General features: G+C 48.9%; 22 protein-coding genes and 2 pseudogenes. 19 read left to right on the top strand and 5 right to left on the bottom strand.

Annotation, left to right across the window (positions count from 1 at the left end; all coding sequences use genetic code 11):
• Together G519_RS0110285 and G519_RS0110280 are read right to left on the bottom strand one after the other, a co-directional pair.
• Window positions 1–182 (bottom strand): hypothetical protein (locus G519_RS0110285; RefSeq protein ID WP_029194606.1); only part of this gene is annotated, 182 nt, incomplete at its 3' end.
• Between the two features lie 263 nt (window positions 183–445).
• Window positions 446–1,336 (bottom strand): LysR family transcriptional regulator, encoded by an 891-nt coding sequence (locus tag G519_RS0110280; RefSeq protein ID WP_029194605.1) that lies wholly within the window; start codon window positions 1,334–1,336, stop codon window positions 446–448.
• 106 nt (window positions 1,337–1,442) lie between these two features.
• On the opposite strand from G519_RS0110280, the pseudogene G519_RS42540 reads away from it, so the two are divergent.
• The 16 genes and pseudogenes from G519_RS42540 to fabG all read left to right on the top strand — a co-directional run.
• Window positions 1,443–2,558 (top strand): annotated as a pseudogene (locus G519_RS42540) (GntP family permease); the annotation flags it as partial.
• Between the two features lie 24 nt (window positions 2,559–2,582).
• Entirely contained in the window at window positions 2,583–3,368 is a 786-nt protein-coding gene (locus tag G519_RS0110270; RefSeq protein ID WP_029194604.1) for a 3-hydroxybutyrate dehydrogenase, read from the top strand.
• 47 nt (window positions 3,369–3,415) lie between these two features.
• On the top strand, window positions 3,416–4,123 hold the full coding sequence (locus G519_RS0110265; protein WP_029194603.1) for a CoA transferase subunit A: 708 nt from the start codon (window positions 3,416–3,418) through the stop codon (window positions 4,121–4,123).
• Window positions 4,120–4,800 carry a 3-oxoacid CoA-transferase subunit B gene (locus tag G519_RS0110260; RefSeq protein WP_029194602.1) on the top strand — a complete coding sequence of 227 codons (681 nt, stop codon included), beginning with the start codon at window positions 4,120–4,122 and terminating at the stop codon, window positions 4,798–4,800. Before G519_RS0110265 ends, G519_RS0110260 begins: the two co-directional genes overlap by 4 nt.
• The gene (locus G519_RS0110255; RefSeq protein ID WP_029194601.1) at window positions 4,793–5,977 is read left to right on the top strand and encodes an acetyl-CoA C-acetyltransferase; all 1,185 of its coding nucleotides are present in this window, start codon (window positions 4,793–4,795) and stop codon (window positions 5,975–5,977) included. The genes G519_RS0110260 and G519_RS0110255 overlap by 8 nt, the downstream gene beginning before the upstream one ends.
• Window positions 5,978–6,111: 134 nt before the next feature.
• On the top strand, window positions 6,112–7,623 hold the full coding sequence (locus G519_RS42535; protein ID WP_036632571.1) for an acyl-CoA synthetase: 1,512 nt from the start codon (window positions 6,112–6,114) through the stop codon (window positions 7,621–7,623).
• A 23-nt stretch (window positions 7,624–7,646) separates the two neighbouring features.
• The gene (locus G519_RS0110245; protein ID WP_029194600.1) at window positions 7,647–10,889 is read left to right on the top strand and encodes a BTAD domain-containing putative transcriptional regulator; all 3,243 of its coding nucleotides are present in this window, start codon (window positions 7,647–7,649) and stop codon (window positions 10,887–10,889) included.
• Between the two features lie 51 nt (window positions 10,890–10,940).
• Complete coding sequence (locus G519_RS0110240; RefSeq protein WP_036632569.1) at window positions 10,941–12,233, top strand: substrate-binding domain-containing protein; 1,293 nt, start codon at window positions 10,941–10,943, stop codon at window positions 12,231–12,233.
• Window positions 12,234–12,249: 16 nt separating this feature from the next.
• The gene (locus tag G519_RS0110235; RefSeq protein ID WP_029194598.1) at window positions 12,250–13,014 is read left to right on the top strand and encodes an ABC transporter ATP-binding protein; all 765 of its coding nucleotides are present in this window, start codon (window positions 12,250–12,252) and stop codon (window positions 13,012–13,014) included.
• The gene (locus G519_RS0110230) at window positions 13,001–13,705 is read left to right on the top strand and encodes an ABC transporter ATP-binding protein (protein WP_029194597.1); all 705 of its coding nucleotides are present in this window, start codon (window positions 13,001–13,003) and stop codon (window positions 13,703–13,705) included. The genes G519_RS0110235 and G519_RS0110230 overlap by 14 nt, the downstream gene beginning before the upstream one ends.
• A gap of 27 nt (window positions 13,706–13,732) precedes the next feature.
• Window positions 13,733–14,602 (top strand): branched-chain amino acid ABC transporter permease, encoded by an 870-nt coding sequence (locus G519_RS0110225; protein WP_029194596.1) that lies wholly within the window; start codon window positions 13,733–13,735, stop codon window positions 14,600–14,602.
• 4 nt (window positions 14,603–14,606) lie between these two features.
• Complete coding sequence (locus G519_RS42530) at window positions 14,607–15,614, top strand: branched-chain amino acid ABC transporter permease (RefSeq protein ID WP_036632566.1); 1,008 nt, start codon at window positions 14,607–14,609, stop codon at window positions 15,612–15,614.
• Window positions 15,605–15,790: a hypothetical protein gene (locus G519_RS0110215; protein ID WP_029194595.1), complete on the top strand. Its 186-nt coding sequence runs from the start codon at window positions 15,605–15,607 to the stop codon at window positions 15,788–15,790. Before G519_RS42530 ends, G519_RS0110215 begins: the two co-directional genes overlap by 10 nt.
• 9 nt (window positions 15,791–15,799) lie before the next feature.
• A complete protein-coding gene (locus G519_RS0110210; protein WP_029194594.1) occupies window positions 15,800–16,837 on the top strand; it encodes a 3-oxoacyl-ACP synthase in 1,038 nt (345 codons plus the stop codon).
• Between the two features lies 1 nt (window position 16,838).
• On the top strand, window positions 16,839–17,738 hold the full coding sequence (gene phaZ, locus G519_RS0110205) for an intracellular short-chain-length polyhydroxyalkanoate depolymerase (protein ID WP_029194593.1): 900 nt from the start codon (window positions 16,839–16,841) through the stop codon (window positions 17,736–17,738).
• A gap of 41 nt (window positions 17,739–17,779) precedes the next feature.
• A complete protein-coding gene (fabG, locus tag G519_RS0110200) occupies window positions 17,780–18,526 on the top strand; it encodes a 3-oxoacyl-ACP reductase FabG (protein ID WP_029194592.1) in 747 nt (248 codons plus the stop codon).
• 91 nt (window positions 18,527–18,617) lie between these two features.
• Here fabG and G519_RS0110195 read toward each other — a convergent pair whose 3' ends face one another.
• From G519_RS0110195 to G519_RS0110185, 3 genes are all read right to left on the bottom strand, one after another.
• Complete coding sequence (locus tag G519_RS0110195) at window positions 18,618–19,517, bottom strand: fumarylacetoacetate hydrolase family protein (protein ID WP_029194591.1); 900 nt, start codon at window positions 19,515–19,517, stop codon at window positions 18,618–18,620.
• Between the two features lie 104 nt (window positions 19,518–19,621).
• Window positions 19,622–20,395 carry an SDR family NAD(P)-dependent oxidoreductase gene (locus G519_RS0110190; RefSeq protein ID WP_029194590.1) on the bottom strand — a complete coding sequence of 258 codons (774 nt, stop codon included), beginning with the start codon at window positions 20,393–20,395 and terminating at the stop codon, window positions 19,622–19,624.
• 14 nt (window positions 20,396–20,409) lie between these two features.
• A complete protein-coding gene (locus G519_RS0110185) occupies window positions 20,410–21,159 on the bottom strand; it encodes an IclR family transcriptional regulator (RefSeq protein WP_029194589.1) in 750 nt (249 codons plus the stop codon).
• 502 nt (window positions 21,160–21,661) lie between these two features.
• Here G519_RS0110185 and G519_RS48420 point away from each other — a divergent pair.
• From G519_RS48420 to G519_RS0110165, 3 genes and pseudogenes are all read left to right on the top strand, one after another.
• Window positions 21,662–22,947, top strand: a pseudogene (locus tag G519_RS48420) (IS1182 family transposase).
• A 163-nt stretch (window positions 22,948–23,110) separates the two neighbouring features.
• Window positions 23,111–23,470 carry a transposase gene (locus G519_RS51035; RefSeq protein WP_029194587.1) on the top strand — a complete coding sequence of 120 codons (360 nt, stop codon included), beginning with the start codon at window positions 23,111–23,113 and terminating at the stop codon, window positions 23,468–23,470.
• Window positions 23,442–23,789, top strand: coding sequence for a hypothetical protein (locus tag G519_RS0110165; RefSeq protein ID WP_154669561.1), 348 nt, complete (start codon window positions 23,442–23,444; stop codon window positions 23,787–23,789). Before G519_RS51035 ends, G519_RS0110165 begins: the two co-directional genes overlap by 29 nt.
• Window positions 23,790–24,057 lie beyond the last annotated feature (268 nt).

Here is a 24,057-nt window from a genome sequence, read left to right as displayed (position 1 = left end):
AGTTGCTCAGACAGTTCGCCATACGATTTCAGTTGCAACAGCTGAGCAACGACATGAAGCCCTATGGCTGAACCCGCAAACAGCTTCTTTGACCGATGATCCTGAAAAATAGACCGATAATCTAGGACGTTGAGCACTTTGAGACATTGACAAACTACGGAAAATTCCTTATCGTTATCCATGGTTGGCTCCTTTGTTTGGGAGAATGATGGATAGCGCGTCATTCCCTAAACATAGGTGCTTTTTCTTTGTTTGTCTAGATAAATAAATACTTTATATTACAAATTAAGTAAATATTTGATGTGAGGTTTGATGCATCGGTAATGTATGGAATAGATCTTTTCTCCTTCTGTTAATAAAAACAAATATCAAATGAAAAAAACAGGCTCTCCATCTGAAGTGATGGAAAACCTGTTTTGATTGTTCGTAGACATCCGGGCCAGAGTCAGCTCTCTGTCTCCGACAGCTCTTGGCTAAAGGAAATAAATTCACGCATTGCGTAAGAAACGTAGTGATCTTTGGGCCAAATAATGACTAAATTCCAGGGAATAGAAGGCTCTATTAAAGGTAACGTGAGTACTTCGGGACAAGTGATTTTACTGCAAATCGTCTCGGGTATGATGGAAATGCCTGCATTCGAAGCAACCATTTCAGCCAAAAGGTCCCACTGCGAGCTTTCGTAGACAACGGAAGGATCGAATCCAATGGATCGACAGGCATGAATGACATGATTTCGAACGGCATAGCCGCTAGGAAACAGGATAAAGGGTTCATTTCTAAGCTGTTGCAGAGAAACGCTGGATTGCTCAGCTAGCGGATGAGAACGATGAATGATGAGCGCTAATTTTTGATAGATAAAAGGCAAGGTTTCAAAGTTAGACGTGTCTACAGGCCCAACCACCACACCAAGATCAAGCTTTCGATTTTGCACCAGGTTTTCTACATTCTTAGCGCCTTCTTCAACAAGTTGGAAGTGGATATTCGGATGTTTAATTTGGAACTTTGCGATAACTCTTGTAAAGAAAACGGAACCAACAACTGGGGGCAACCCTATGGTGATGGTTCCTTTTTTTAGGTTGGAGACATCATCTAAGAGGTGATGAAGATCTTGGACAGCCTGAACGATGACTTGAATCTGTTGAACAGCGATCTCGCCCGAGTCCGTCAATTGCACATATTTACCTGAACGATCAAATAAAGAAACGCCCAGTTCTTCTTCTATATTTTTCACCATTTTGCTGAGTGTTGGTTGTGAGAGGTGAAGGGCTTCGGCCGCTTTAGTGAAATTCATGTGTTTAGCAATTTCAAGCAAATAAGTTAACTGGCGTAAATCCAAAGGATCATCCCTCCCCGACTCATAGCATTTTTTCATGATTGTCATTCCAAATATGAATTTTACCTGTTAGGATTCTGCATGTAAACTGAAATTAATCAAAATGTAATCGTTAGTGAAGGCATTGGGATCCAAGAGAGCGATGCTTTCCGTTGTTCTTGCTTGTGGTATCTTAACGTACGGCGGTGTTTCTTTATTTGTGGTAGCGTTTGCAGTGTATCCTTTCGCTGTTTCGATCTTCCGAGAAGCGAATATTCCGAAGAGGTTGATTCCCGGTACGATTGCTTTGGGAGCGTTTACTTTTACAATGGATGCCGTTCCAGGGACACCGCAAATTCAAAATATTATTCCTACAACCTATTTCGGAACGGATTCTTACGCAGCCCCAATCCTTGGTATTATTGGTGGTCTTATCGTATTTGGCTTAGGGCTGTTCTGGTTGGAACGAAGACGCAAGCAAGCGGAAGCTGCTGGTGAAGGCTATGGTTTAGGTCATAAGAATGAGCCTGAGGGGCTAGACAATCAGAAATATCCGAATCTCTGGGTGTCCATCATCCCATTGGTGCTGGTCTTGGTATTTAACTATTTGCTGAGCAGAGGCTTCTTAACGGTAAACAATTGGTATTCAGCTGAACTTTTGAAAACGTTTAATATTACCAATGTGAAAACGGTGTCGTCCTCTTGGGCATTGATCGTGGCCTTGCTCATCGGCATTCTGTCTGCCATCTGCATTAATGCGCGTGTTGTCCAAAGTAAACTGGCAGTGGGCTTGACGGCTGCAGCTATGGGAGCGCTGCTTGCTATTTTCAACACAGCTTCTGAAGTAGGTTTCGGTAATGTCGTAAAAACGCTGCCCGGATTCAAAGCTATTCAAGGTTGGATTCTTGGCTTAAGCTCTCATCCGCTTATCTCTGAAGCGATTTCTGTCAACGTGTTGGCCGGCGTAACGGGCTCTGCATCAGGAGGGCTGTCTATCGCTTTGGAAGTCATGGGTAAGCAATATTTGGAAGCAGCCAACCATGCAGGGATTAGCCCAGAACTGTTGCACCGAATTGCTTCGATGGCATCAGGTGGTATGGATACGCTTCCTCATAATGGTGCCGTTATCACACTCCTTGCGATTACAGGACTCACGCATCGACAATCGTACAAGGATATTTTCGCAATTACGGTTATCAAAACAGTAACTGTTCTCGTGCTCGCGATCATTTTATCGATTTTTTAACAGTTAAAGATGGAGGTATGCGCAATGGCTAGGTTCTTGGAAAATAGAGTCGCTTTGATAACAGGGGCTGCAAGCGGTATTGGACTTGAAATCGCTCGCACTTATGCTCGGGAAGGAGCCAAAGTAGTCATTTCCGACATAAATGGTGAACAAGCGAATCTGGCAGCGCAGAAGCTGCAGGAAGATGGCTTTGAAGCGATAGGGCTCAAATGTGATGTAACGCAGGAGCCGCAATTTGTCGAAGCCATTGAAACCGTGATTCAAACCTATAAACGGTTGGATATTCTCGTCAATAATGCAGGCTTACAGCATGTAGCTCCCATTGAGGATTTCCCTGTAGAAAAGTTTGAGTTCATGATCAAGGTGATGCTGACGGGTGCTTTTATCGGAATTAAACATGCTTTTCCTATTATGAAGGAACAAGGCTTTGGCCGGATCGTTAATATGGCTTCGATCAACGGAGTCATTGGATTTGCAGGCAAAGCGGCCTATAACAGCGCAAAGCACGGGTTGATTGGCTTGACGAAGGTAGCGGCACTGGAAGGTGCTGCTCATGGCATTACGGTGAACGCGCTGTGCCCAGGCTATGTAGATACACCTCTTGTTAGAGGCCAGCTGCAGGACTTGGCGAAAACGCGCAATGTTCCATTGGAAAGCGTCCTTGAAGAAGTTATTTACCCTTTGGTTCCCCAAAGACGCCTCTTGGCTGTAGAGGAAATTGCTGACTATGCCATGTTGATTGCAAGCGATAAATTACGAGGTGTTACGGGAGCTTCACTATTAATCGACGGCGGATACACGGCACAGTAGAGATAAATCAACCTAGGGATAGGGTTAGGGATAGGAGAGGGATCACCTTGAATAAAATATGTTCTTCCATGGAGGAAGCTGTAGCGGATATTCGTGACGGAGCTACGTTAATTGTTGGCGGTTTCGGACTCTGCGGAATTCCAGAGAATTTAATTGCGGCGCTTAAAGCGCAAGGGACCAAAGATTTGTGCGTAGTTAGCAACAACTGCGGGGTTGATGATTGCGGACTTGGACTGCTGCTGGCCAACAAACAAATCAAGAAAATGATTTCCTCCTACGTGGGAGAAAACAAAACGTTTGAGCAGCAGTTTTTAAGCGGAGAGCTCGAAGTTGAGTTGGTTCCACAAGGGACGCTTGCCGAACGGATTCGCGCTGGCGGAGCCGGCATTCCGGGATTTTATACGGCTTCAGGTGTAGGCACTTTAGTCGCAGAAGGCAAAGAGCACAAAACATTTGACGGACGCACTTATTTATTGGAAAAAGGGATTGTCGGCGATTTTGCCTTGGTTAAAGCTTGGAAAGCTGACCCGCTGGGCAATCTCGTGTTCCGCAAAACATCGCGTAACTTTAATCCGCTGGCAGCAGCAGCAGGGAAAGTGACGATTGTTGAGGTGGAAGAAATTGTGCAGGCAGGCGAGCTGAACCCTGACGATATTCATACGCCAGGTATCTATGTGCAGCGAATTGTGAAGGGTGCGTCCTATGAAAAACGGATTGAGCGTCTCACGGTTCGAAGCAAGGAGGTATCGGTATGAAAAACGACCGTTTAACGATCATTAAATGCGCAGTCGAAGAAATAAAAGATGGCATGTATGTCAATTTAGGCATTGGTTTACCGACACTTGTCGCCAATTATATTCCTCCGGAAATGACGGTTATGCTGCAATCGGAAAATGGGCTTTTGGGTATCGGAGCCTACCCCTATACGGGGGAAGAAGATCCGGATTTGATTAATGCCGGCAAGGAAACGGTAACGGCTGTTGCGGGCGCTTCTTTTTTTGACAGTGCAGAATCGTTCGCGATGATTCGAGGCGGCCATATAGACTTGGCCATTCTTGGCGGTATGGAGGTAGCGGAGAACGGTGACCTTGCCAACTGGATGATTCCTGGGAAAATGGTGAAAGGGATGGGCGGCGCCATGGATTTGGTCAAAGGCGCCAAACGGATCATCGTCATCATGGAACATGTGAATAAAACAGGTGAGTCTAAGGTTAAGAAGGCATGCACCCTGCCTTTGACAGGCAAAGGTGTAGTGAATCGACTGATTACGGATTTAGCCGTTTTTGATTTTACCGAAGAGGGCATGGTGTTATCGGGCATACAGCCAGGCGTAACGATGGAAGAGGTTCTCTCTAACACCGAGGCGAGTTTTACAATAAGCCCTCTCCTACAAAGTGAACTTCAGGTAAGCAAAGGAGATCGTCATGAGTAGAGAAGTCGTTATTGTTAGCGCAGTCCGTACAGCCGTTGGCAGCTTTCAGGGAGCATTGGCGGACATATCTGCGCCTGAACTCGGCAGTACGGTCATCCAAGAGGCATTGAAGAGAGCGAATCTGGCAGACAGCCAAGTAGACGAAGTCATCATGGGAAACGTGCTTCAGGCTGGACTAGGGCAAAACCCAGCCCGGCAAGCTTGGCTGAAGGTGGGGTATTCGCAACTCGTTCCAGCGATGACGATTAACAAGGTGTGTGGTTCGGGCCTTAAGGCCGTCATGCTGGCGGCACAGTCTGTGAGCCTCGGAGATGCGGATATCGTGGTGGCTGGCGGTATGGAAAATATGACGCAGGCGCCCTATCTGCTGCCCGGGGCTCGTTCGGGCCTGCGGCTTGGTGACAGCACGATGGTGGATTCGATGATTCGGGATGGGTTATGGTGCGCGATGTGCGATATCCATATGGGCATCACAGCTGAGAATATAGCGGAGCATCATCGCGTTACACGTGCAGAGCAGGATGAGTTTGCGGCGTGGAGCCAGCTGAAAGCGGAGCAGGCGATTGCATCCGGCAGATTCAAGGATGAGATCGTACCAGTAGCCATTCCGCAAAGAAAAGGTGAACCGGTGCTATTCGCGCGAGATGAGTTTCCTCGAGCGGGGACAACCGCTGAAATACTTGGTAAGCTGCGTCCTGCTTTCAAAAAAGAGGGAACGGTTACGGCTGGCAACGCGTCTGGCATTAATGACGGAGCCGCTGCTCTGGTTGTTATGTCTGCGGATAAGGCTAAGGAGCTTGGACTTAAACCCTTGGCTCGTATCAAAGGTTATGCGAACGCAGCCTTAGATCCATCCATGATGGGCATGGGACCCGTTGATGCGGTTCGTAAGCTTCTTCGCAAATCAGGAGTTTCATTAGATAGCGTTGACTTATTTGAGCTGAATGAAGCTTTTGCTTCGCAGTCTTTAGCCGTTGGACGAGAGCTGGGCATCCCAAGGGAGAAATTAAATGTCAATGGAGGATCGATTGCCATTGGACACCCGATTGGTGCAAGCGGAGCCCGCATTCTGGTTACGCTGCTGCATGAGCTGGAGAAGAGAGATGGCAAGCTGGGTGTGGCTGCGTTATGTATTGGCGGCGGACAAGGTGTCGCTATGTTGTTGGAACGCGTATAAGAGTACAAGGAAACTTAGGAGTGATGTCTCGCAGCAGCAGCACTGCCGTGTAACTCGTTTGTAACCCTTAACCTGTTTACTAATAGTAAACAGGTTAAGGTGCTGCCTATGCAGCAAGCAGGAGGAATGTCATCATGGTAGAATACATGGTTAATTGGTGGGAGAAGCGATGCCTCCTTACGCCAGACCATATCGCAGTGGTCGATGGAGAAACGGGAGAACGCTTAACGTATAAAGAATTGAATATCAAGGTGAAAAGGCTGGCGGTCAGGCTTCAAGCACAAGGCATTCGTCGTGGAGATCGGCTCGCGCTGCTTGCTCCAAATCACGTTGCCTATTTGGAATGGTTATTTGCATGCCGTCTGCTCGGAGCGGTGCTTGTTCCGCTTAATTGGCGCCTAGCCTCCCTTGAACTCGCTAGTATTTTGGCAGACTGCACACCCAAATTGATGGGTGTACACAGCCGGTTTGCCACACTCTCGGCTGAACTGCAGGCATCACATGCGATGACGGTTTTCTCTCTCGACGATTCGGAAACTATGCAAATCGATACTGATGTGGATAAGGACGCCGCAGTAGATCCTGAAGATCCCTATGTGATGATCTATACGGGTGGAACCACAGGCAAACCGAAGGGTGTAGTGCTCAGCCATCGGTCTATTTTTTGGAATGCGGCCAACACAGTAGTCACATGGAATTTGACTGCGAGCGATGTGACACCGACGTTTATGCCGATGTTTCATACTGGTGGGCTGAACGCTTTATCGCTGCCGGTTTTGCATGCGGGGGGAACCGTCGTCGTTGTCCAGCACTTCGACGCTGAGCATACGCTAGAGCTGCTCAACCGGGAGAAATGTACGATAGCGCTGCTCGTCCCAACGATGTATCACATGCTGATTCAATCTCCTGCATTCGCTGGGGCGGAATTCCCAACCATGCATACGTTCTTATCAGGGGGAGCTCCTTGTCCGCTTCCGGTATATCAAGCCTTCGAGGCAAAGGAACTCTCCTTTAAAGAAGGTTATGGGTTAACCGAAGCCGGACCGAATAACTTTTATATTGCTCCTCACGATGCAGTCCGGAAGCGCGGCTCCGTGGGACGCCCTATGCTTTACAATGATGTCTTATTGGCTGATGACGATGGCAGAGAGGTGTCAATTGGTGAGGTGGGCGAGATTTGGCTTCGCGGCGGCCATGTGTTCCACTCCTATTGGAATCGCCCGGAAGCTACGCTTGAAGTGTTAAGTCCAAATGGTTGGTTGAAAACGGGGGATCTTGGTAAACGGGACACCGATGGCTTTTACTATATTATCGGTCGTAAGAAAGACATGATTATCAGCGGTGGAGAAAACGTCTACCCGCTTGAGGTTGAACATCAGCTTCGGCAGCATCCGGCTGTTAGTGACGCGGCAGTGGTTGGGGTTCCGGATGAGAAATGGGGAGAAGCTGTCTCTGCGGCAATCGTACTAGCTGCGGACTGCAGCGTAACGAAGGAAGAATTGATCGAGTACTGCTCAGCTTCCATTGGTAGGTATAAGGTTCCTAAGCGGATACTATTTATGATCGAGCTTCCCAAAACAGCGGTAGGTAAAATTGATAAGAGTCGAATAATTACCGACATGGTACAATATGGAAATGAAGCATGACCTTACAAGAAAGAGGTGCGGTGATGAAGACTAGCATCGTGCTCAAGACCAAGTTAACGCCACATCGGGTAAAGTCTCAAATGTTGAAACGATCCGCTCTTGCCAAAAAACTAAAGCGCCTGAACGATCATCCGCTGACTCTGGTCCACTCTGGCCCAGGTTATGGTAAAAGTACAGCTGTAGCCTCATTTATACGCGAAATGTCCGCTCCTTACTGCTGGTACAGTATCAGTGAGCATGACGATGATTTGTATGTCTTTCTAACCTATATCGTTCATGCTATTCGCGGGCGATTTCCCGCATTTGGAGAAGAGCTTTTGAACCATTTGGCTCAGGGAGAATATTACGTTCGTGATTCGGAATTTCACCGATTATTCGATGCTTTCCTGAACGAGCTAGGGATGATTCCCGAAGAGCTTACGCTTGTATTGGATGACTACCACCTGATTCAGCATTGCGAAGGTGTAGATGCTTTCATGCAATATACGTTAAAACATATTCCTGCTGGGATCCATGTTGTTTTATTAAGCCGCAACCGTCCCAACTGGGAGCCGCTCGCGGCGATGAAAGTTCGCGGTGACCTGCTGGAGATAACAGAGCAAGACCTTGCTTTCTCCGAAGAGGAGATCGAGGTGCTTTTTACAGATTACTATGACTATCCACTGCGACCTGAAGAGGCGCAGCTCATATACCTTAGGACGGAAGGATGGGCTATTGCGGTCCAACTCATTTGGCAGCGCTTACTTTTGACCGGCAGTGATGTCCAAACACTAGTAGCGGACGAAGCGGAGACGATGGATGATTTGTTCCGCTTCTTAGCGCTTGAGGTTTTTCAGAAGCAAACTCCGGATATCGGGCTGTTTATGCTGCAAACCAGTCTATTGGAGGAACTCACGGCCGATGCCTGCAATCGGATCCTGGAACGGGATGATTCTTATCAGCTTCTTGCAAAACTATGCAGTCAAAGCTTATTTTTGGCACATCTCGGCGAGGGATTATTCCGATATCATTCGTTATTTCGGGATTTTTTGCAGGGACAATTTAAAAAAATGCACAAGGAATACGTCCGGTTCGCTCATTTGGCCGCGGCGTATTTGGCTGCGACTGGTCAGTATGGGCAGGCGATGAATCTGTTCGCAGCGGCCGGCGATGCTGGCGAAGCAGCCCGTATGCTGGAGATTCACGGTCGTGCGTTGATGGAAACCGGCCAGCTCGAAGCGCTGATGGATCGTATCCGGCGAACACCGCTGGCCGAGAAGAATGTGAGGTTTATGCTTTGGATCTATGAAGGGGACGTTCATCGCTATCGCTGCGTGTACGAGCAAGCGTTGAGCTGCTATACACAGGCGGAGCAGCTGGCAGCCGCAGCATCAGACAGGTTGGGACAATCGCTGGCACTTGAGGGGCAGGTTCGCGTTTATCTGGATACCATTCAGCCAGGAAGAGCACAAAAGCTGCTTGAACGATCTATTGATCTGCTTGAGTCTTCGGTCCATCCGGAGGATACACACCGGGTCCGCTTGTATGGGTTGATGGCGGAAAATTTGGTGAACTCCGGGCGTGCGGCGGAAGCCGAAGACTGGTTTAACAAATGTCGCCTTTTCCTCACTGATTTCCATGAAGACTGGCTGGAAGCGCGGTTACATTTACGCACAGGCCGCTTGAGGCAAGCCAAGCGGCTTGCCGAGCGAATCGTGCAGCAGCGAAGCAGCGCATCCGCTTCGCAGCTCCCCCGTTCACATCGCGAGATTGAACTGCTGCTTTCACTTATCGCGTCCATGCAAGGTCAACCAGAGACTGCGAAGCAGTTGGCCGAAGCCGGGATGATGATTGGCATTCGCTTACATGCCCCTTTCGTTGAAGCCGTTGGGTGGATGCGCATGGGGCACGCGGCACAGCTCTTACAGAAATACGACCCTACTGTTGCCGTGAAGTGCTATCGTGCTGCCCAGGAAATGATGGAGCAGCTCGATGTGTCGCGCGGAAAGGCGGAGCCGCTCATGGGGCTCGCCCTGCTCTACGGCCGTGAAGGAGCCTTCGAGCTGGCTGCACAGTTCGGCGAAGAGGCGCTTGCTGAGACGGAGAAAGTCAACGATGAGTGGTTATCTTCCTACATCCGAATTTCCCGTGGCATCGCTGCTTATTACACATCCCGCTGGGAGGAGGCAGCCGCGGTATTCTTGGACTGCCACAATCGGTTCATGCTGTGCGGCGATAGTTACGGTCTGACGGTAACGCTGCTGTGGCAAGCGATGCTTGCTTACCGTACTGAGCAGGATGATCGATTCCACGATGTGATGGAACGCTTTCTCCAAATGTTGCAATACGGCGATTATGATGCTCTTATCGAGCGGCGTACGTTATTTGGCCCCCGTGATGTACAGCATCTGGCGCCGCTTCTCATTGAAGCACAGAAGCAAAAGATCGAGAGCGGATATGTCACCCATTTGTTGACGGGCATGGGGATGGAGCATATGACGTACCATCCGGGCTACACCCTTCACATCGAAACCCTGGGAGGATTCCGTGTAAGGCTGGGTGACCGTGAGCTTGAAGAGAAGGATTGGCAGCGCGGTAAAGCCAAGGAACTGTTCCAGCTGCTCGTCGTTAAGCGCCAGCAGCTGCTGCCGAAGGAAGCCATTCTAGCCCTTCTCTACCCGCAATCTGACGACAAATCCGCAGCGCGGGATTTCAAAGTGATGCTAAACGCGCTAAATACAGCGCTTGAGCCGCATCGGCGCGCGCGTAGCAACCCTTTCTTTATTCAGCGGCATGGCTCCTCCTATGGGTTGAATCTGGCGTCCGGCTTTGAACTGGACACGATTGAATTTGAAGCGCTTCTTAAAGCAGGTCTGGAGGACTCGGACCCGGCCATAGCCTTGGCGCTTCTAGAAAAAGGTCTTGAGCTTTACAAAGGTGATTATATGCCTGACCGTCGTTATGAGGATTGGTGTATTGAGGAGCGCGAAAGATTGTTGGTCCTTTACCTGCGCGGGGCAGAAAGGTTAGCACGTCTACAGGTGAAAGCCCAATCCTATGACCGCGCTATCCACTGGTGCGAAGCGATTGTCCACAAGGATTCCTGCTGGGAAGAGGCTTACCGTCTCCTCATGCAGTGCCATCTCAAGCTGGGTAACCGACGCCAGGCCGCCAGATGGTATCAAAAATGCCAGCACGCTCTAGCCGAAGAGATGGGGGTCGAACCGATGCCTGCTACGCAGGAGCTGTATAAACAGCTGTCGGAATCTGATGTAACTGATTTGTAACCCTTCCCAATTATGATGAGGTCATTCGAAACGAAGAGGGGGATTTTCTTCATGCCAACAAAAAAATGGGGACGCGGCGGAAGTTTAGCAGTATTAACAACCATGCTGCTGCTTTCATCTGCGTGCACAAGTACGACGACTAGCAATAGCTCAGCTTCACCGACAGCAGCAGCTACAGCAGCGACAACTGCAGCGGCTACGAAGGCACCTGCTGAAAGCGCCGCCACTAATAAAACACCGATCAAAATTGGGGTACTGGCTTCAATGACAGGCGCGCTTGAAAGCTACGGAAAGCAGACAACGCGCGGCTTTGAAATGGGTATAGACTACGTAACCAAAGGGACGAAGGTATTGGATGGCCACCCTATTCAGATTATTGTCGAAGATACAGAGACGAAGCCGGACGTTGCAGTTCAGAAAGCGACGAAACTGCTCGAGAAGGATAAGGTTGATTTCCTTGTCGGATCGTCGAGTTCAGGCGATACGTTAGCTGTTCTACCGCTTGCGCAGGAATATAAGAAGGTCATGGTCGTTGAGCCTGCTGTGGCAGACAGTATTACAGGAGCTAGCTGGAATAAATACATTTTCCGTACGGGACGCAACTCCTCGCAGGATGCGGTAGCAGGTGCGGCAGCCATTGCGAAGCAGGGCGTTAAGATTGCTACTCTGGCACCGGACAGCGCATATGGTCGCGACGGTATCGCAGCGTTTAAGGAGGCGGCAGTTAAGCTAGGCGCAAGTTTCGTAACGGAGCAATACCCAGGTGCGGCGGCTACTGATTTTACGCCGAACATTCAGAAAATCTTAGAAGCGAAGCCGGACTACCTGTTTGTTGTGTGGGCAGGCGCGAACTCGCCATGGAAGCAGCTGCAGGATATGAAGGTTCAAGCAAGCGGCATCAAAATTTCCACGGGAGCACCGGACATCGTAGCGCTCAAAACCATGAATGATCTTGTTGGGATGGAAGGCTTTTCCATCTATTACAACACGCTCCCGAATAATGATATCAACAAATGGCTGGTCGATGAAAACAAGAAGCGTTTCAACAACGAAGTTCCGGATCTGTTTACGCCGGGAGGCATGTCGGCAGCGCTTGCGATTGCAGAAGCGGTTAAAAAGGCTGGATTTGACATGAATACCGACACGATCATCAAGGTCATGGAAGGCATGTCTTTCGAAACACCAAAGGGAACAATGAAGTTCCGCGCGGAAGACCATCAGGCACTGCAGTCCATGTACGCAATCAAGTTGGTGAAAAAAGATGGCTTCGATTATCCAGTACCGGAGCTCATGCGTGAAATGAAGATGGATGAAACGGCTCCGCCGATTCGTAATAAAAAATAGCAAGGAGCGAGTGCGAATGAAGCCGATTCTCGAAACCCGTGATCTGACGATCGCGTTCGGCGGACATACGGCGGTGAACGGGGTGGACCTTACGGTGCCACCCCGGCATTTTAAATCGATCATCGGGCCGAATGGAGCGGGGAAAACGACCTTTTTCAATTTGCTGAGCGGCGAGTTGAAGCCGACAAGGGGAACTGTGTGGTTCAAGGGGCAAGATGTGACTCAGCTGTCTCCTCATGCTCGAACCCGGCTGGGCATCGGGCGGTCTTTTCAAATTACGAACGTGTTTCCGAATCTGACAGCGCTGGAAAATGTCCGGTTAGCCGTTCAATCTCGGGAAGGCATCCGGTATAACTTTTTTCGTCATTTCAGCTCTTTCCGACGGTTGGAGGAAGAATCCAAGGAGCTGCTCCATACGGTATTATTGTCGGGTGTGGCGAGCACGCCGGCGCGCATGCTGGCGCATGGAGAAAAGCGCAAGCTAGAGATTGCTATGCTGCTAGCTCTGAACGCCGAGCTGCTGCTGCTTGATGAACCCACTGCCGGTATTTCCATGGAAGAGGTACCTGCCATCTTAGAAGTCATTCGCGGCATTAAAGAACGGGGCGATCGCTCCATTGTGCTGATCGAGCACAAGATGGAGATGGTCCTAGATCTTTCCGACTCGTTGACGGTTCTGTTTAACGGAAAGCTGCTCGCGGACGGTTCACCCCAAGAGATCATGAACAATGAGTTGGTCCAATCCGCTTACTTAGGGGGCTTTTACGATGACGCTTCTTAATGTCGAAGGCATCGAAACCTTTATTGGTCAGTATCACATTTTACAAGGCATTTCATTGGAAGTAACGCCTGGGGAGATCACCGTATTATTGGGGCGTAACGGTGCAGGTAAAACAACAACGCTCCGATCGATCATGGGGTTGAACCCGATTTCCCAGGGCAGCATTACCTTCAAGGGAGAACGTATTGAGAGGCTGCCCACTTACGCTATTGCCCGTAAAGGGATCGGATATGTGCCGGAAGATCAGGGTATCTTCGCCGATTTGACCGTTCAAGAGAATATGAAGGTCGCTATGCGGGCTGGGCATGATGCGGCTTTGCAGCGCCAAGAATGGATTCTAGAGCTTTTTCCTGACCTGCGGACGTTCTGGCAGCGCAAAAGCGGTCATCTCAGCGGCGGGCAGAAACAGATGCTGGCGATTGCGAGAGCATATGTCGGAGAGAATGAGCTGCTTTTGATCGACGAGCCCAGTAAGGGGCTTGCGCCGATCGTGGTTGAGAAGCTCATGCAGTCCATCGAACAAATCAAGAAGAAAACGACGGTGCTCCTGGTCGAGCAAAACTTTTTCATGGCCAGCCGAATAGGGGACCGCTACTATATTGTGGATGAAGGCCGGATCGTCCTGGGCGGGCGAATGAAGGAGCTCAGGGAAGATCCGGAAACCCGCGAACGGTTTTTGGGGATTGCCTAAATTCACAACAGAGGAGGCCGTATCACTATGGCTACAGTGACAAACTTGCTCGTTAACGGTCTCGCAACCGGTATGCTCGTATTCTTGCTGGCGGCAGGACTTACCTTGATTTTCGGATTGATGGATGTTCTTAATTTTGGACATGGCGGATTGTTTGCTTGGGGAGCATATTCCGGTGTTTGGTTATTCGCTCGCACGGGCAGCTTTATACTGGCCATCATCGGCGCGATCGTTACCGGTCTTGTTCTTGGCCTCGTGATGGAACGCATCGTCATTCGGCCTGTGTACGGCAACCATGTTCAGCAAATTCTCGTTACGCTCGGTGTCATGCTTGTCTTGAGTGAGTTATTAAAGGTCGTGTGGGGACCGAATCCGATCTCTGCGCCTGTGCCGAAAGCACTTGATGGCAGTTGGAGCTTGGGTGGCGTCATTTTTATCAAATACAGATTATTTATTATAGGTGTTGGTCTCCTAGTCCTGCTAGTGCTGCTAGTGCTGCACCTCCTTATGAACCGTACGAGGCTCGGTCTTATCGTACGTGCCGGTGTGCAGAACAAAGAAATGGTGCAGGCGCTAGGTATTCCTATCCATCGTGTATTTACGGGTGTCTTCATGTTGGGTGCAGCGATGGCAGCTCTTGGCGGCGTGCTGCTCGCGCCTTATTCCGGCATTGTGTTTGCTGAGATGGGTATGCAGTTTGCGATTCTCGCGTTTATCGTCGTTGTCATCGGTGGAATGGGTAATATTAACGGCTCAGCACTCGCTTCCGTTATTGTTGGGCTGACAGGTTCATTAATGGCGTATTATGTTCCCGACTTGTCGCTCGCTGTCAATATGCTGCTGATGGTCCTTGTGCTCTTGGTCAAGCCATCCGGCTTGCTTGGATCGAAGGGGTGAGATTATGCTAACGCTGCTTAATAAAAGGTTTTCCGGCTCTCTTACGGTATATGGGATTATGTCTCTTCTATTAGCTTTGTATCCGCTCATAAACGATTCGCGCAGCGCGATGATCCTTGTGACGAAAATTTTTATCTTCGGTATCTTCGCTATCAGCTATGATCTTTTGTTGGGGTACACAGGAATTGTATCTTTTGGGCATGCCATGTTTTTCGGTATAGGAGCTTATGCCGTCGGAATCATGATGCATAACTATGGCCATTCCATCGGAGTCCTGCTGCTAGCCATTTTAATTGGCCTCATCATTGCAGCTTTGATTAGCTATTTAGTCGGTATGCTGTCGCTGCGGTTAAAAAGCCATTATTACGCGATGCTCACGCTTGCCTTTGCGGGCTTGTTTCAAGTAGCTGCCGAGAAATGGCGCACGCTCACCAAAGGGGGAGAAGGCTTTACCTTCACCATCCCGGATCTTCTTATGGACCGACGCAGCTTTTATTGGATTGCCTTAGCGGTGCTGATCGTCGTGTTCCTGCTGATGTTGCGTTTCACGGTATCACCGCTTGGTCGCGTGCTGCAAGCCATCCGCGAGAATGAGCAGCGGACACGCTCGCTTGGCTTTAATCTTGTGCACTATAAGGTCATCGCCAGTATCGTTGCCGGCATGGTGGCTGCGCTTGCGGGATCGATGTATGCCGTAACGCTGCGTTTTGTTAATACATCCGTGTTCTCTACGGATATTACGCTGGATGCCTTGTTAATGACGATTATCGGCGGGGTAGGGACGCTGTACGGCGGCCTCATCGGCTCAGCGATTATCGAACTGGCGCATAACGGATTATCCAACCTTGCTAAGACCTATGCCATCTTTGATCGTTGGATTATTTTCTTTGGTTTACTGTATATCCTTATTGTCATGGTGTTTCCGCTCGGTATTGCCGGTACATTAAGGCAGTGGTGGAAGAAATGGCGATCTCCTGTACTCGAAAGGCGGGTGGAGAAAAAATGGCACTAGAACCCCATATTGTGAGCTCCTTTGTACTTCGATTTAGCTCCGTGGGCGAAGAGGAGCAACCCGAAGACCGTCGTTGGCGTATTCGCATTACGCATGTGCAGGACCAGGATGAAATTGTGGTCGGTACCATGCAGGAAGCGTTCGACTACATCGAGCAGGCTTTAAGAAAAGGGTGAAGTGATTGTATGAGTGTCTCCAATGAGCCTATAGGCATTTTAAGCACTGGTGTATATTTGCCTCAACCGATTATGACGGCTAAGGAGATTGCGGAGGCATCGGGTTTGCCTGAAGTTGTGGTGGAGCATAAGCTTGGGATCCGGCAAAAGCATGTTCCCGGTCCGGATGATCACAGCTGTGAAATGGGTATCCATGCTGCTCGCGAAGCGATCGCGAAAGCGGGAATCGACCCGAAGGAAATCGATCTGGTCATATATATCGGCGAAGAGCATAAGGAGTATCCGGTTTGGACTACGGCACTTAAACTGCAGCACGAGGTTGGAGCAGTGAACGCCTGGGCTTTCGACGCAGCGCTTCGATGCGGAACGACGATCATGGCTCTCAAGGTGGCGAAGAGCCTGATGATGGCCGATGATTCGATCCGTACGGTGCTGCTTGCCGGGGGCTATCGGAACGTCGATCTCATCGATTATCAGAACCCGCGAACGCGGTTTATGTTTAATTTGGCTGCGGGCGGAGGCGCTATGCTGCTGCGCAAAGGGCACGCGAGTAACGTCGTGCTCGAAAGTCATTTGATTACCGACGGTGCGTTTGCGGAGGATGTCATTATACCTGTTGGCGGTACGAAGATGCCTTTAACCAGCGATTTGCTGAATCAGGGGTATGGGCTTTATCTGGATGTGCCGGATCCCGAGGGGATGAAAGAACGGCTTGACGGCACGTCGATGGCGCGTTTTGTTGAAGTCATTCGCAGGGCGGCGGAGAAAAGCGGTTGGCAGCTGACCGATATCGATTATTTGGCCATTTTGCACATGAAAAAGTCGGCGCATGACTATGTACTTCAGGAGATAGGGCTGTCGCAGGAGCAATCGGTCTATCTGCAGGATTACGGTCATGTCGGTCAGTTGGACCAAATTTTAAGTCTAGAGCTGGGCGTGGAGCAGGGTAAAATCAAAAATGGCGATCGGGTAGTGCTCGTGAGCGCAGGTATCGGCTATGCGTGGGGAGCAACGGCTATTCGATGGGGAAATGGGAGGAATGATTAAAATGGTTGAAATTACATTGAAGAGAGTAGAGCTTCCGAACGGAGAAACAGTAGGTTATCGTGAGAGACAAAGTGAAAGCGGCGGACCTACGCTGTTGTTCATTCACGGGAATATGAACTCGTCCAAGCATTGGGATGTACTGATGGAGAGCCTTGATTCTCGGCTTCATCTCGTCGCCATCGATCTACCTGGATTTGGCATCTCTACTTATCATAAGCCAATTGACGGCCTACCCGATTATGCGGAAACAGTCAAACAATTTGTTGATGCCCTTTCGTTGAGTCAATTTTCCATTATCGGTTGGTCGACCGGTGGGGGAGTCGCCATGAAATTTGCGGCGGATTACCCGGAGCAAGTGGATCAGTTGATTTTGCTGTCATCGATGTCTACGCGTGGTTATCCGTTTTATGCGGATGGTGCAGACGGTAATCCTGATCTATCGAAGCGTCTTCGTACACACGATGAAATGAGTGCTCTCTCGCGGACGAAACTTATTTCCGATGCGGGTAAGCGGCAAGATAGAGCGTTCATGCGCTGGTTATTTGATGTTTCGGTATATAACTTGAAGAAGCCTGCTGAGGAGCAATATGAGCAGTATGTAGATGATATTTTGACGCAGCGGAATCTGGCTGATATTTATCATGGATTAAATACGTTTAATATCAGCAGTGTGGATAATGAAGCTGCACCGGGGAGCGGGGACGTGTCGCGGATTAAAGCACCTGTGCTCGCCCTATGGGGGGCAAATGATCTCGTCATTCCGGAGTCGATGACACGCGAGATTACGGAGGATTTCGGCCCGCGCGCCGAGCTAATCGTCTTGGAGAACTGTGGACATTCGCCGCTAGTGGATGCTTTGCCAGCGTTAACGCAGCACGTGGAACGGTTCTTACTCGGCTGAAATAGCCATTAATTTCTTAGACGAACGGGGGAAGTTGAGCGATGAGACTAAAGGATAAGGTCGCCTTAATTACCGGCGGAGCTAACGGGATCGGTCGAGAAACGGCTCGTTTGTTCGTCTTGGAAGGCGCCTTCGTTGCTATTGCCGACTATGACGAATCGGCTGGACTAGAAGTGCTGCTGGAGCTGCAAGCCGCTGCTCTCGTGGAGCAGGCGATCTTCGTGAAGGTGGACGTGAGCGACGCGGTAAGTGTGCAGCAGATGGTCAGCTCCGTGGTAGAGCAGTTCGGCACCCTGGATATCCTGATCAACAACGCAGGCATTACACGCGACAGTATGCTCAGTAAAATGACACTCGAGCAGTGGCATCAGGTCATCGACGTAAACCTGAACGGTGTATTTTACTGCACCAAATTTGCAGCACCGTACATGGTCCAGAAGGGGAAAGGTAAAATCATCAATACCTCCTCCATCGTCGGAGTGAATGGGAATATCGGCCAAACTAACTACGCAGCGACGAAAGCGGGCGTTATTGGGATGACCAAAACCTGGGCCAAGGAGCTGGGCATTAAGGGAGTTACGGTTAATGCCGTCGCACCGGGATATATTGAAACCGGCATGGTTGCCAAGGTCCCGGAAAAGGTGCTTCAAGCGATGATAGAGAAGGTGCCCTTACGCCGTCTTGGCAGGCCGCAAGATATTGCAAAAGCCTATTTATACTTAGCCTCAGATGATGCCGATTATGTGAACGGTACTGTGCTTGAGGTGGATGGCGGTTTGGTTATTTAATAGGGTTAATGAAATGAAAAGCCCCCATAACGAGAGCACTGCAAAGGTGTTTTGGCACCTTGTAAAAGTACTCTTGAAAGGGGGTGTTTTTTTACTCGTTAACCATACGATTGGTCAAGCTTCCTAATTTCTCGATAGAAATCGTCACGACATCGCCGTCTTTTAAGTATACGCGCTTATCAACTGGATCGCCGAGCACAACACCTTCCGGAGTACCTGTTAGGATGATGTCTCCCGGATATAGCGTCATATGCTGAGAAATATAGCTGACAATTTCGTCACAGTGGAAAATCATATCCGCCGTGTTCGAGTTTTGACGTACTTTACCGTTGACGGTGGTGCTAATCTGCAGGTTATTCGGGTTGCCGACTTCATCCGCTGTCACTAGATAAGGACCAAGTGGACTGAAGTCATCGCACGATTTGCCAAGCAGCCATTGCTGAGTCCGCATTTGCAAATCACGCGCAGAAAGGTCATTCACGCAGCAATATCCATACACATGATCCAAGGCTTCTTCTTTGGGCACGTATTTGGCCTGTTTACCAATCACGATGACTAGCTCGGCTTCGTAATCGACTTCCTTGGTTACACGAGGTAGTGCAATGTCATGCCCGTGCCCGGTAAGCGTATTATTAAATTTGTTGAAAAGAATCGGGTATTGCGGGATCGGGGCATTCGTTTCTTCAGCATGCTTGCGATAGTTCAACCCTACGCAAATAATTTTGTTAGGATGCGTAACGCAGGGGCCGTAAATCATTGTCTCTTCGCTTAGCAGTAAAGAAGCACGGTCTTCGCGCTCTAGGACAAGATTAACAAGGTTAAGTAATGCATCGGTAGCAGCTGCCCCACCATTAATGGCTTCGTGAACAGTGGCAGGGACTGTGAATGCTGGAGACAGCTGCTTGACAGCTTGAACGACATCCAGCACGCCAAACTCGGTTTGGACGCCAAGGGTGAACGAATCATTTTTCCTGAAAGTAAGCAGTTTCATTAGAAAAAACCTCCTGAATGAGTGAGTGATGAGTGAATGTGTGAGTGAATTAGTGAATAAGTGAATAAACAATTAAATGAATAATGCAGAATTGGGGCCGTTACTTAAGCGTTCTTGCCGAAAGTCACTCCTCCGTCAATATATAACGGTGAACCCATCATGAATTTGGAATCGTCTGAAGCGAGGAACAATGCCGCTAGCGCGACGTCTTCTGGACGGCCCAATTCGTTGCTCAGCTGTCTAGTTTTTAAAGAGGCAATGGCAGCTTCGGGATCATCATAGGAGGTGCGGAGATAGTTTTCTACGAAAGGGGTTAAAATGGTCCCCGGCAGCAGCGCATTCACCCGGATCCCATAGGCGGCATAATCCACCTGCATGGATTTGGTCAATGCGAGGACAGCGCCTTTGGTTGCTGCGTAAGATGCCCGGCGAGCCAGACCTATTTCAGCTATACAAGAAGACATGTTAATAATAGAGCCGGACTTGCGATCCATCATATGCGGCACGACATACTTAGAAGGTAAGAATACACCTTTGACATTTACGCTCATGATGCGGTCCCAGGCGTCAGGTTCGAGCTCATGAAGCGCGCCTACACCACTAATTCCCGCATTGTTGAAAAGTACGTCAATACGGCCATGTTCCTGTATGATTTGCTCTACCATCTGACTGACGGACTCAGCTTGGGTAACGTCCGCTTGTATGTACGCAGCAGCTCCGCCAACCCGGATAATTTCATCCGCCGTTTCCTGTCCTTTGATGACGTCGAGATCATTCACGATGACTTGCGCGCCTTCTTGTCCAAATAAGAGAGCAGTACTTTTGCCGATTCCTGATCCTGCACCTGTGATGAGAATGACTTTGTCTTGTAATCGCATGTGAATTCTCCTTTTTATTCGGATAGTTTGTGAGCCAGCTTACAAACTTCTTCTATACAGGACTGCTTTTTTTGCTCCCATTGAGGTAACATCATAGAGCAGCTGACAGCGGCAATGACTTGACCTTGAGCATTATGGATCGGAGCAGCCGCACAGCTAAATCCAAGCACGGCTTCCTCCAAGTCCAGCGCATAGCCTTGTTGTCGGATTTGTTCTAAACTTAGCTTTAATGCTTGTAATGAGGTAATGGAATGAACCGTTAAATGTGGAAATGGTTCTTGGTCAGAACGATAAAGCAAATCAATTTCCTCATCGCTCAGATCAGCCAGCATGACCTTGCCGAGTGCCGTGGCATGAGCAGGTAATCGCATGCCTGGTTCGGAGGCTAGCCTAACAGGCGTAAGCGCTTCCTCTTTGGCGATATAAAGGACTTCCTTGCCATCTAATTTGGCAAGTTGGAATGATTCGCCCAGTCTCAGCTTGGACAAGGAAGCCTCCTTGTGGAAGGATTCATTCAAGTCTCGCTGCTGCATGGAGGCATGGCCGAAACGAGACAATTCTCTTCCTAACCGGTAGGTTTCTCCGGTTTCCTTTTCGATCCACCCCAAGTTCTCCATGGTTAATAACAAGGAGTACATCGAGCTTTTGTTAATGGCGAGCGTTCGAGACAAGTCGATGAGCTTCAACTCACCGGGATGCAGAGAGATTTCTTTGAGGATCAGGTGTGCACGTTCGATGGCCGGAACGCGGTATTTATCATCCAAGTTAGGGCCTCCTTGTTCGCAAAGCGATCGTTCGCATACATTGCGTTTCTGTATTGTGGTTTTGTATACAAAACCAAGTTTATATGATAGAACCATTTTATCATATAATCGTCAAAAAAACGAGAACCCTCCGTGAGGATTTCTCGTTTTTTTTCTGTTGATCTGGGCGCGCGCTGCATCGCCGTATGGCGGTGGCCAACTTGCTTCGGCTCAACCTATACGCGCGTCGTCCTTATAGGACGACGGAGTTGTTTATCTATGGCCGAAAAGATTAGGACAATAATTCACTTAGCTTCGTCGTTTATCCTTTGTGGAAAGTGTAGATTAGGTTACCTTCACATACATGTTGTACAACGTCAGACTGTCGAAAAAGTAACTCATAGTATCAGTAAATTAACGCGTTAATGTGGTATAATATAAGGAACAAAAAGAGAAAGCGGTGGTCGTGTTGTTGCATAACGATAAGGAAAATCCTCAGATGAGTTACGAAATGGTTTGAGATATGCTGGTTCCAGATAACCATCTCGTTCGCTTGCTTCAGCGACATATCGACTTCTCTTTTATCACGGATAAAGTAAAGGATTACTATCATCCAACGCACGGGCGACCATCCATTGATCCCATTCGTTTGTTTAAAATGATGCTGATCGGATATCTATTTGGTGTTCGCTCGGAGCGGCAGTTAGAGCAGGATATCATAGTCAACAATGCCTATCGCTGGTTTCTCGGTCTTTCGCTAAGCGATCCTGTTCCGCACCACAGCACCATTAGTTGGAATCGGCACCACCGCTTTCCGGGCAGTGTGTTTCAAGATGTGTTCGATGAAGTTGTTCTACTGGCAATTTCCCATCGTATGGTTGCAGGAAGATTGCTTGCAACCGACTCCACTCACATGCAGGCCAGTGCGAATATAAACAAATACACGATGCAAGAATCGCCAAAGCGCCCTCTGCTTATCTAGAAGAGCTGGAGCAGGCGGTAAATGAAGAACGCAAGAAACATGGGCAAAAAGAACTGTTACCAGACTCATCCGAACCGCCGAAGGAACGGCAAATGGTAAGCAAGACTGACCCGGAAAGTGGTTATATGAAACGTAAAGGCAAACCAGAAGGTTTCTTTTACTTGGAGCACCGGACGGTTGACGCTAAATTCAACATCATTACGGATTCGTTTGTTACACCTGGAAATGTGAATGATTCCACGGTGTACATCGACCGTTTACAGCGCCAGCAAGAAACATTTGGCTGGCAGGAAAACATTGAAGCCGTCGTACTAGATTCCGGATACAAGGGTGCGTATATATGCAAGAAATTGGAAGAGATGAGCATCATGGGTGTAATTGCGCCGCGCAAAATACCGGCTCGCAAAGGAATTTTTTCTAAAGAACAATTTACCTTCGACACGGATAAAGATGTCTATCGCTGTCCTGCTAACCAGGAGATGGTCTATTACACTACGAAGCGAACAGGGGAGAAGATATATCGCACAGAGGGGGAAACATGCAAGAACTGCCCGCTCTTTGCCCAATGCACAGCTTCGGAAGAACGTCGTGAAATGGGACGACACGTATGGGAAGTGTACAAGGAACATGTGACCGCTCACTCACAAAGCGAGGTCGGCCGACAGCTTTATGCTAAACGCAAGGAAACCATTGAGCGAAGCTTCGCAGAGTCCAAAGAACTCTACGGGCTTCGTCGTTGCCGGTTGCGGGGACGAAAGGGTGTGCAAGAGCAGACCTTGATGACGAGTGCAACATTTGGGCGAGTTGGCACGGTTTTGCTTGTGTAAAGTTGTAGAAAAGAGACTGTCGATTCAATCTAGATATTCTGTCGTATATACAAACCCCAAAACAAGCGATTTATTCCAAGTAATCGCTTGTTTTCTTTATTTTAATCCCCAATACTCTCGTTTAATGGTATACTTGAAATTTACCAATTCCGGAGGGATTCCTATGAGCCGAGTCCGATATAAACAATTTGAGCAATTATCTTTCAGTGACATTGAGGTGTTTGCGTGTCTTCCTGAACATCCGATTTGGAGTCGGGCTGCTGAACTCGTTGACTTTTCCTTCGCTGACGAGGTTTGTTCTCATTTGTACTCAGGCCGAGGCCAGTACCCATACGCCCCTTCGCTCAAGTTGAAACTCCACGTGGTGCAGCGCTACTATGCATTATCCGAAAGTGAAATGGAAGAGCGTGTCATAGGTGATTTGTTTATCAAACGATTTTTAGGACTTCCTGTTTCGTTTATAGGATTTGACCATAGCACACTAGGGCTAGACCGTGAATCGAATGGGTTCCGAGCTCTTTAATGCCTGTCATCATCACATTCTTGCGCAAGCCAAGCAAAAAGGACTTTGGGGCGACAAAAAAGATCTTTGGCTAGTGGATTCTTTTCCAACCTACAGCCATATGGTTAGACACTCGAGTTATCGGTTAATTCAACAGGGAATGTTTCGCACCATCAACCCACTCGAACGCGCCTTTCCCGTTCTCTATGAAAAGTTACTAAAAGAAGTGGATGTTAGTACACTTACGGTAAAGTTTCCTTATGAGGCCACAGAGGAAGAGCAACAAATTGCATTTAGCAAGCTAGTTTGTCGCGGCGTATGGATTGCTTTACTGGTTTGAAAATGAGGCGGTACGCACGCTTTTTTGGTCGTGGACACAATCCCAGAGGCAATTAGTTTCGTTAGAAAGCCAGGCATGGCTGTATGAGATACTGACGCAGAATGTCCACCCGAAGGACCCAAATAGCCCGGATGCTCCTTACAAGAAGCGAGCCAAGAAAGATAAACCTAAAAACCTGATTCGAAGTGCCGTTTGCCCTGACGTACGCAATGGCCATAAAAGCAGGACTGTGAAATTTACAGGCGATAAAATCCAAGTGGTGCAGTCC

Origin of the sequence: Paenibacillus alginolyticus DSM 5050 = NBRC 15375, assembly GCF_000422905.1 — a bacterium.
GTDB lineage: Bacteria > Bacillota > Bacilli > Paenibacillales > NBRC-103111 > Paenibacillus_E > Paenibacillus_E alginolyticus.
Note: the sequence above shows the minus strand (reverse complement) of the source record. Positions and strands in the feature narration are given on the sequence as shown.

Excerpts from the sequence above, each read along its gene's own strand:
- G519_RS0110235 (WP_029194598.1), top strand. The coding sequence starts at position 12,250 with ATGAAGCCGATTCTCGAAACCCGTGATCTGACGATCGCGTTCGGCGGA.
- G519_RS0110260 (WP_029194602.1), top strand. The coding sequence starts at position 4,120 with ATGAAAAACGACCGTTTAACGATCATTAAATGCGCAGTCGAAGAAATA.
- G519_RS0110240 (WP_036632569.1), top strand. The coding sequence starts at position 10,941 with ATGCCAACAAAAAAATGGGGACGCGGCGGAAGTTTAGCAGTATTAACA.
- G519_RS42530 (WP_036632566.1), top strand. The coding sequence starts at position 14,607 with ATGCTAACGCTGCTTAATAAAAGGTTTTCCGGCTCTCTTACGGTATAT.
- G519_RS0110215 (WP_029194595.1), top strand. The coding sequence starts at position 15,605 with ATGGCACTAGAACCCCATATTGTGAGCTCCTTTGTACTTCGATTTAGC.
- G519_RS51035 (WP_029194587.1), top strand. The coding sequence starts at position 23,111 with ATGAGCCGAGTCCGATATAAACAATTTGAGCAATTATCTTTCAGTGAC.
- G519_RS0110270 (WP_029194604.1), top strand. The coding sequence starts at position 2,583 with ATGGCTAGGTTCTTGGAAAATAGAGTCGCTTTGATAACAGGGGCTGCA.
- G519_RS0110245 (WP_029194600.1), top strand. The coding sequence starts at position 7,647 with ATGAAGACTAGCATCGTGCTCAAGACCAAGTTAACGCCACATCGGGTA.
- G519_RS0110210 (WP_029194594.1), top strand. The coding sequence starts at position 15,800 with ATGAGTGTCTCCAATGAGCCTATAGGCATTTTAAGCACTGGTGTATAT.
- G519_RS0110190 (WP_029194590.1), bottom strand. The coding sequence starts at position 20,395 with ATGCGATTACAAGACAAAGTCATTCTCATCACAGGTGCAGGATCAGGA.
- G519_RS0110255 (WP_029194601.1), top strand. The coding sequence starts at position 4,793 with ATGAGTAGAGAAGTCGTTATTGTTAGCGCAGTCCGTACAGCCGTTGGC.
- phaZ (WP_029194593.1), top strand. The coding sequence starts at position 16,839 with ATGGTTGAAATTACATTGAAGAGAGTAGAGCTTCCGAACGGAGAAACA.
- G519_RS0110225 (WP_029194596.1), top strand. The coding sequence starts at position 13,733 with ATGGCTACAGTGACAAACTTGCTCGTTAACGGTCTCGCAACCGGTATG.
- fabG (WP_029194592.1), top strand. The coding sequence starts at position 17,780 with ATGAGACTAAAGGATAAGGTCGCCTTAATTACCGGCGGAGCTAACGGG.
- G519_RS42535 (WP_036632571.1), top strand. The coding sequence starts at position 6,112 with ATGGTAGAATACATGGTTAATTGGTGGGAGAAGCGATGCCTCCTTACG.
- G519_RS0110230 (WP_029194597.1), top strand. The coding sequence starts at position 13,001 with ATGACGCTTCTTAATGTCGAAGGCATCGAAACCTTTATTGGTCAGTAT.
- G519_RS0110195 (WP_029194591.1), bottom strand. The coding sequence starts at position 19,517 with ATGAAACTGCTTACTTTCAGGAAAAATGATTCGTTCACCCTTGGCGTC.